General features: G+C 66.8%; 4 protein-coding genes, 1 tRNA gene and 1 pseudogene. 2 read left to right on the top strand and 4 right to left on the bottom strand.

Annotated features, from left to right (window positions below):
• The first annotated feature begins 1 nt into the window (after position 1).
• Entirely contained in the window at positions 2–307 is a 306-nt protein-coding gene (locus DYI24_RS17810) for a hypothetical protein (RefSeq protein ID WP_164573248.1), read from the top strand.
• A gap of 116 nt (positions 308–423) precedes the next feature.
• Positions 424–500, top strand: a tRNA-Met gene (locus DYI24_RS17805).
• A 172-nt stretch (positions 501–672) separates the two neighbouring features.
• On the opposite strand, the gene atzF is transcribed toward DYI24_RS17805, so the two are convergent.
• The 4 genes and pseudogenes from atzF to DYI24_RS17785 all read right to left on the bottom strand — a co-directional run.
• Positions 673–2,493, bottom strand: a complete 1,821-nt coding sequence (gene atzF, locus DYI24_RS17800) for an allophanate hydrolase (protein WP_164573247.1) — start codon at positions 2,491–2,493, stop codon at positions 673–675.
• A complete protein-coding gene (gene uca / locus DYI24_RS17795; RefSeq protein ID WP_164573246.1) occupies positions 2,493–6,041 on the bottom strand; it encodes an urea carboxylase in 3,549 nt (1,182 codons plus the stop codon). The genes atzF and uca overlap by 1 nt, the downstream gene beginning before the upstream one ends.
• A 2-nt stretch (positions 6,042–6,043) precedes the next feature.
• Positions 6,044–6,679: an urea amidolyase associated protein UAAP2 gene (locus DYI24_RS17790; RefSeq protein ID WP_011156969.1), complete on the bottom strand. Its 636-nt coding sequence runs from the start codon at positions 6,677–6,679 to the stop codon at positions 6,044–6,046.
• 2 nt (positions 6,680–6,681) lie between these two features.
• Positions 6,682–6,979, bottom strand: a pseudogene (locus DYI24_RS17785) (urea amidolyase associated protein UAAP1); the annotation flags it as partial.

The raw sequence follows: 6,979 nt of genomic DNA, 5'->3' as shown, positions 1-6,979 counted from the left end.
CCTGGCCCGTGCGGCCGCGCCCGCCGCGGCCCAGGCGCCGCCCAAGCCGCCGACCACCACGGCGCCGTCGGCGACCGAATGTTCGCCGCATGCGACCGTCAATCCGCCCGGCACGAACGCTCCAGGTGCCACCACCGGCCAGACCCAGCAGCCGCTCGGCGACAAGCTCGCTAAGACCGATGGCGTGCTGTGCCCGCCAACCGGCGTCGACCCGGAAATCCGGGCACCGACCCCGGACGTCGGCAGAACCCCGGTGATTCCGCCGCCGGGCAGCCCGGGCGGCGATCCGACGGTCCGTCCGAAATAGCCGTATCGGCAAGTTTTCCCGCCCTGTCCGGCATTGCTTGACAGGGCAACCCACGCCTCCTTATATGCCGCGCGTTCGCATCGCCTTCACTCGCAAGGCCGACGGCGAACCACCGTGGCGGGGTAGCTCAGCTGGTTAGAGCACGGGAATCATAATCCTGGGGTCGGGGGTTCAAGTCCCTCTCCCGCTACCACATTCTCCTGACATCGCTGGAACGCGCGATTCGAGACGGACAACACCGTCCTCGCGGATTTGGCCTGCTGATCGCGGACGATGAGCTTGTCGCGCAGACGCCCTCTCGACCGTGGTCCGCGACTTCGGAATCCAGATCAGCGCTCCAGATCAGTGTCTTTTCGCGTCTCGCCTTACCCGGCAAGGCTTTTGATGTAAGCCCTCCATCCGCCGAATGCCGAGATGTCGGTTGCGCCTTTCAGGCCTTCGGCTTCAACGATGAAGCCCTTCGGCGTGGTGCCATCAGACAGGCGCGTGGTGCCGATGCCGAGCGGGGCCGGGATGCCGGCGACGAAGCTGCCGAAGCCTTCGGCGGAGATCGCCCAGACCTCTGTGGCGATTGGGACGCCTTCGCCGGCCGAGACGCGCAGCAGGCCGGGCCGGAACGGCGGACCGCCTTGGAGTGCGAACAGCTTGTAGTCGGGCGCGGTCGGCACCGCGCGCAGGAAACGCGCGCCGCGGCTGGTGAGCTCGTGATTGAGCGGCATGCCGGAAAGATGCGCGCCGACCACGACCAGCTCGATCTCGTTTGCAGCTGCAGATGTCGAAGTGTCCGTTGGGGCAGGCACTTTGGTGCTGCTGGCGCCCAAGGATACCTCGCTGGCAGCATGAAGGCGTTGGCCGAGCGCGGCGAGCAGGTCGTCGCGGCCGGATGATGCAATCAGCGTGACGCCGGACGGAAAACCATCGGCGCGGAAGCGGCTCGGCACGGCCAGCGCGCAGAGGTCGAGCAGATTGACGAAATTGGTGTAGGTGCCGAGCTCGCTGTTGGGGCCGATCGGATCGGCTTCCAAATCTGCGATCGTGCGCGGACGCGGATAGGTCGGCACCATCAGCACGTCGACGCTGCTCCAGATCGCATCCGCGGCGCGGCGCAGCTCGGCCAGCCGGTACAGGCCGCCAAACGCATCGGCGGCACTGAACGCCGTCGCAGATTCGATGATCTTCCGCGTCACCGGATGCAGCAGCTCCGGCGTCGTCTCGATCACCTGCCGTATCGCTTGATAGCGCTCTGCGACCCACGGGCCGCTGTAGAGCAGGCTGGCGACTTCGAACAACGGCGACATATCAACTGCACGAGCGGGTGCAGACACCACTGTCGCAAGGTCCGTCACCGCAAGATCGAACGCGCGTTCGGACTGCAGATCGCCGGCGAATTTGCGGCTGGCCGTGTCCGGCACACCGACGCGCAGACCGGGCGGCACAGCCGCAGGCTTAGCAGCTGCACCGGGATGCGGCCGCGACCAGGGATCGGCGCGGTCGAACGTCGCCATGACCCGATAGATCGCGTGGGCGTCGTCGACCGTGCCGGCGAACACCGAGATCGTATCCAGTGTCCGGCACGCCGGCACCATGCCGCGCGACGACACGCTGCCGAGTGGTGGCTTCAGCCCGACGATGTTGTTGAGCGCAGCCGGGACCCGGCCGGAGCCTGCGGTGTCGGTGCCGAGCGCGAACGTGACTAGGCCATGCGACACTGCGACCGCCGAGCCGCTGCTCGATCCGCCGGGCACGTAGCGCGGATCGATCGCGTTGCGCGGCACCGGATAGGGCGTGCGGACGCCGACCAGCCCGGTCGCGAACTGATCGAGGTTGGTCTTGCCGATCAAAATTGCGCCGGCATCGAGCAGACACTGAACCGCAAACGCGGTTTGGTTCGGCGTGTAGGCGAAGCCGGGGCAGGCGGCCGTGGTCGGAAGGCCCCCGACGTCGATGTTGTCCTTCACCGCAAACGGCACGCCCCACAGCGGCTTGGTATCCGGATCGAACGATCCGAGCGCGGCGGCGTCGGCGAGAACATCATGCTCCGGCCGCAGCGTGATGAAGATGCCGTGATCGGCCACGGCTTCGATTCGGCGATACGTCGCAGCGATGATCTCGGCCGGAGAGGCGCCGGCCGCATAAGCGGCGTGCAGCGTCGCGATCGTCGGGAAGGAGGCGAGTGCAGCCGACATCACACTTCCTCCAGCGCGCAGATCAGGTCGCCGGCGCGCAGCGTCTGGCCCGGCTTGGCGTTGAGCGCCCTGACGATGCCGCGCGCGGTCGCCGGAATTGCGATCTCCATCTTCATCGACTCGATCACTGCCAGCGTCTGTCCGATCTCGACGTGCTCGCCCGGCTCGACGGTCAGCTTCCAGACGTTGCCCGGCGCTTCGGTGAACTGGCCGACACAGCCGTCCGGCACATCGCCGCCGGAGCCGAGCGCGGCCGCGGTGTCGTCCTCCACCACCTCGTCGAGCTTGGCGTCTCGCCAGCGTTGGCGTTCGGCCTCGAACGCGGATTGCTGGCGGGTCTTGAACGCCGTGATGCCTTCGGCTTCGCGCGTCAGAAACGCCTTGTAGTCGGCGTAGGAGAACGTCGTCTCTTCGATCTTGAGCGGATAGCCGCCGTGCGGAAACGCGGCCCGGGCGTCGAGCAGTTGTTCCGGCGTCACCGGGAAGAACCGGATCTGGTCGAAGAACCGCAGCAGCCAGGGATGGCCGGGTTTGAACACCTCGGTGCTGCGCCAGGTGTTCCAGACCTGGATGGTGCGGCCGAACAGCTGATAACCGCCGGGGCCTTCCATGCCGTAGATACACATATAGGCACCGCCGATGCCGACGGCGTTTTCGGGCGTCCAGGTGCGGGCCGGATTGTACTTGGTGGTGACCAGGCGATGCCGCGGATCGACCGGGGTGGCGACCGGCGCGCCGAGATAGACGTCACCGAGGCCGAGCACTAGATAGTTGGCGTCGAACACGATGCGCTTGACGTCGTCCTCGCTGGCGAGGCCGTTGATGCGGCGGATGAACTCGATGTTGGACGGGCACCATGGTGCATCCGGCCGCACCAGCTCTTGATACTTGCGCATCGCCAGCACCGCCTGCGGATCGTTCCACGACAGCGGCAAATGAATGATGCGGCTCGGTACCGCCATCGCTTCGACCGAGGGCAGTTCGCGCTCGATCCTCGCCAGCGCGTCGAGCAGCTTGCGGCGCGACATCACCGCGCTGTCGTAGTGAATCTGCAGCGAGCGGATCCCCGGGGTTAGATCGATCAGGCCGGGCAGCTTCGCTTTCTCCACCGCCTCGGCGAGCACATGCACCCGCAGCCGCAGCGCGATGTCGAGCTCCATCGGGCCATATTCGACAAGCAGATTGTCATCGCCGGCGCGGCGATACACCACCGGGATCTCGCCATCGTCATGGCGGCCGACGATTGCCGAACCGAGCTCAGCCGGCGCGACCACGACCGTTGGTCCCGCGACCGGATCATCGGCGCGCGTCACCGGCACGAAGCGAAGCTTGTCGCCGGGCTTGAGCTGACCGACCTTCCACAATTCGTCGCGCGCCACCACGGCCGGGCAGACGAAGCCGCCGAGGCTCGGGCCGTCGGGGCCGAGGATGATCGGCATGTCGCCGGTGAAGTCGATCGCGCCGACCGCGTAAGCATTGTCGTGGATGTTGGAGGGATGCAGCCCGGCTTCGCCGCCGTCGGCGCGGGCCCATTGCGGCTTCGGTCCGATCAGCCGCACGCCGGTTCGGGCGCTGTTGAAATGCACTTCGTAGTCCGAGGAGAACAGCGTCGCGATGTCGTCGTCCCGGAAGAAGTCGGGAGCGCCGTGCGGGCCGTAGATCACGCCGATCTGCCATTCTCGTGTCAGAGCTGGCCTTTCATCGTCGGTGAGCGCACGCGGCTCCGCGACCGGCGCGACCGAGCCGAAATGCAGCACGTCGCCGGCCTTCAGCGCGCCGGTGGCATGGCCGCCGAACGCGCCGAGCGTGAACACGGCGCGGGAGCCGAACACTTCAGGCGCATCGAAGCCGCCGCGGATGGCGAGATAGCAACGCTGACCGGCGCCCTCGATCCTGCCGATCGCCAGCACCTGTCCGGCGCGCACCGCGATCGGTGCATCATTGCCAACTGCAACGCCGTCGAGCTTCGCCGCCATCACGGCGCCGCACAGCGCCACAACGGCATCGGCGTTGAAGCGCAGCGTCGGGCCGCTGACGGTGAGCTCGAACGCCGCGGTGGTTTCCGGATTGCCGACGATGCGGTTGGCGAGGCGGAACGAGCGCTCGTCCATCGGTCCGCTCGGCGGCACGCCGACGTGCCACAGATGCAGCCGGCCCGGCAGCTCTTGCAGGCCGGATTGTGCGCCCGGCGCCACCACGTCGATGGTGGGGGCCGCGAAGCTGAAATCGGCCAGCACCTTGGTGGCGACCTTGCCGCTGCGGAACAGATCGGACGCAGCGATCGCGCGTAAGTAATCGAGATTGGTCTCGATCCCGGCCACGGTGGTCGCGGTGAGCGCGCCGATCATCTTGTCGATCGCGGCGTCGCGGTCCTCCGCATGGACGATTAGCTTCGCCAGCATCGGATCGTAGAACGGCGTCACCTCGTCGCCGGTTTCGATCCAGCCATCGATACGCGCGTCATCCGGAAACGCCACTTGGGTCAGCCGGCCGGCGGAGGGCCGGAAACCGGCGCCGGGATTTTCCGCGTAGAGCCGCACTTCGATCGCCGCGCCTTGCGGCGGATGCGGCGTGTAGGTCGCAAGCGGGCTGTCGCCGGCAGCCTGGCGCACCATCCATTCGACCAGATCGACCCCGAACACCGCTTCGGTGACCGGATGCTCGACCTGCAGGCGAGTGTTGACTTCGAGGAAGTAGAATTCGTTGCGGGCAACGTCGTAGATAAACTCGACGGTGCCGGCGGATTCGTAGGCGACGCTCTGGCCGAGCGCGACCGCGGCCTGATGCAGCCGCGCACGCATCTCGTCCGAGATGCCGGGCGCCGGCGTTTCCTCGACCACTTTCTGGTTGCGCCGTTGCAGCGAACAGTCGCGCTCGCCGAGTGCAATCACGTTGCCTTGGCCGTCGCCGAAGATCTGCACTTCGATATGCCGGGCGTCGGCGACGAAACGCTCCAGATACACCCGCGCGTCCCCGAAGCTGGCGCGTGCGGTGCGCTGCACAGTGGCGAAGCGCTCGCGCAGCGTCGCCTCGTCGTGGCAGAGCTGCATGCCGATGCCGCCGCCGCCCGCCGTGCTCTTGAGCATCAGCGGAAAGCCGATCCTGCCTGCGGCCTCGAGTGCTTCGTCGATGCTGTCGATCAGCCCGGTGCCGGGCAGCAGCGGAACGTTGCTGGCTTGCGCCAGTTCGCGGGCGCGATGCTTCAGGCCGAACGCCTCGAGATGTTCGGGACGCGGACCGATGAAGGCGATGCCGTGCTGCTTCAGCCGCTCGGCAAAGCCGCGGTTCTCCGACAGGAAGCCGTAGCCGGGATGCACCGCCTGCGCGCCGGTTAAGAGGCAGGCGTTGATCACGGCGTCGACGTTGAGATAGCTGTCGCTGGCGGCGTCGCCGCCGACCCGAACCGCTTCGTCGGCCTCGCGCACCGGACGGGTGAACCGGTCGGCGTCCGAATAGATCGCGACCGATGCGATCCCCATCCGACGCAAGGTGCGGCCGATCCGCCCGGCGATCTCGCCGCGGTTGGCAATCAGAACTTTGCTGAACATGATCAGTCCTCGCCTGCCTCGTAGATCACCACCTGAATCGGCGTCGGGAAGAAGCCGTTGCAGGGATTGTTGACCTGCGGACAGTTCGAGATCAGGCACAGCACGTCCATCTCGGCGACCATCTCGACGTAGTCGCCGGGCTTGGAGACGCCGTCGACCACGGTGAAATTGCCGTCGGGATCGAGCGGCACGTTCATGAAGAAGTTCAGGTTCGGCACGATGTCGCGCTTCGACAGGCCATGCTTGGCAGCCTCCAGCACGAAGTTCTCGCGGCAGGCGTGCAGATACTTGGTCTGATGTCCGAACCGCACGGTATTGCTCTCGCAGGAGCAGGCGCCGGCTGAGGTGTCGTGCAGGCCGCAGCTGTCGGCGACCATGCGCAGCATGGTGCGGCCCTCGGTGGACATGATCCGCGTGCCGGTGGTGACGTAGGCCGAGCCCTGGGCGCGTAGTGTGTCCTGGCCGCTGTAGCGCTCGCCATGATCGTCGGCGGCGTAGAACAGAGTGTCGACCGCCTGCTGGCCGTGGCTGTCGACGATGCGCAGCGTCTGGCCCTTACGGATGATCGCCGACCACGGCACGCGCGCCGGAATCTCGGTATCGAGCACGATGCGGGCGGAAGCGGGAATCGCGGTCATGCTCAGGCCCTCCCTGCGGCGCCAGCGAGATAGAAGGCGTTGTTTTCGAACGCACGCTTGGCTTCGAGCGACACGGTGCGGCACAGATCGTCGGAAGCGGGCTGAGGTGCCTGATAGCGAATGAGATCGATGTCGCCCGGGGCGTAACTTGGCGATGGATCGAGCGGGTGTGGACAGTTCGACACCGCGATCAGCAGGTCGAGTTCGGCACGCAGGTCGACGAAGTCGCCCTTGTGGCGACGCTCGCCGTGCCATTCGAACCGGCCCAGCGAGTCGACCGCGACCGGTGCGAAGAATCCG

Source organism: Rhodopseudomonas sp. BR0C11, assembly GCF_010820945.1.
GTDB classification, from domain to species: Bacteria; Pseudomonadota; Alphaproteobacteria; order Rhizobiales; family Xanthobacteraceae; genus Rhodopseudomonas; species Rhodopseudomonas palustris_H.
Note: the sequence above shows the minus strand (reverse complement) of the source record. Positions and strands in the feature narration are given on the sequence as shown.

Excerpts from the sequence above, each read along its gene's own strand:
- atzF (WP_164573247.1), bottom strand. The coding sequence starts at position 2,493 with ATGTCGGCTGCACTCGCCTCCTTCCCGACGATCGCGACGCTGCACGCC.
- DYI24_RS17790 (WP_011156969.1), bottom strand. The coding sequence starts at position 6,679 with ATGACCGCGATTCCCGCTTCCGCCCGCATCGTGCTCGATACCGAGATT.
- uca (WP_164573246.1), bottom strand. The coding sequence starts at position 6,041 with ATGTTCAGCAAAGTTCTGATTGCCAACCGCGGCGAGATCGCCGGGCGG.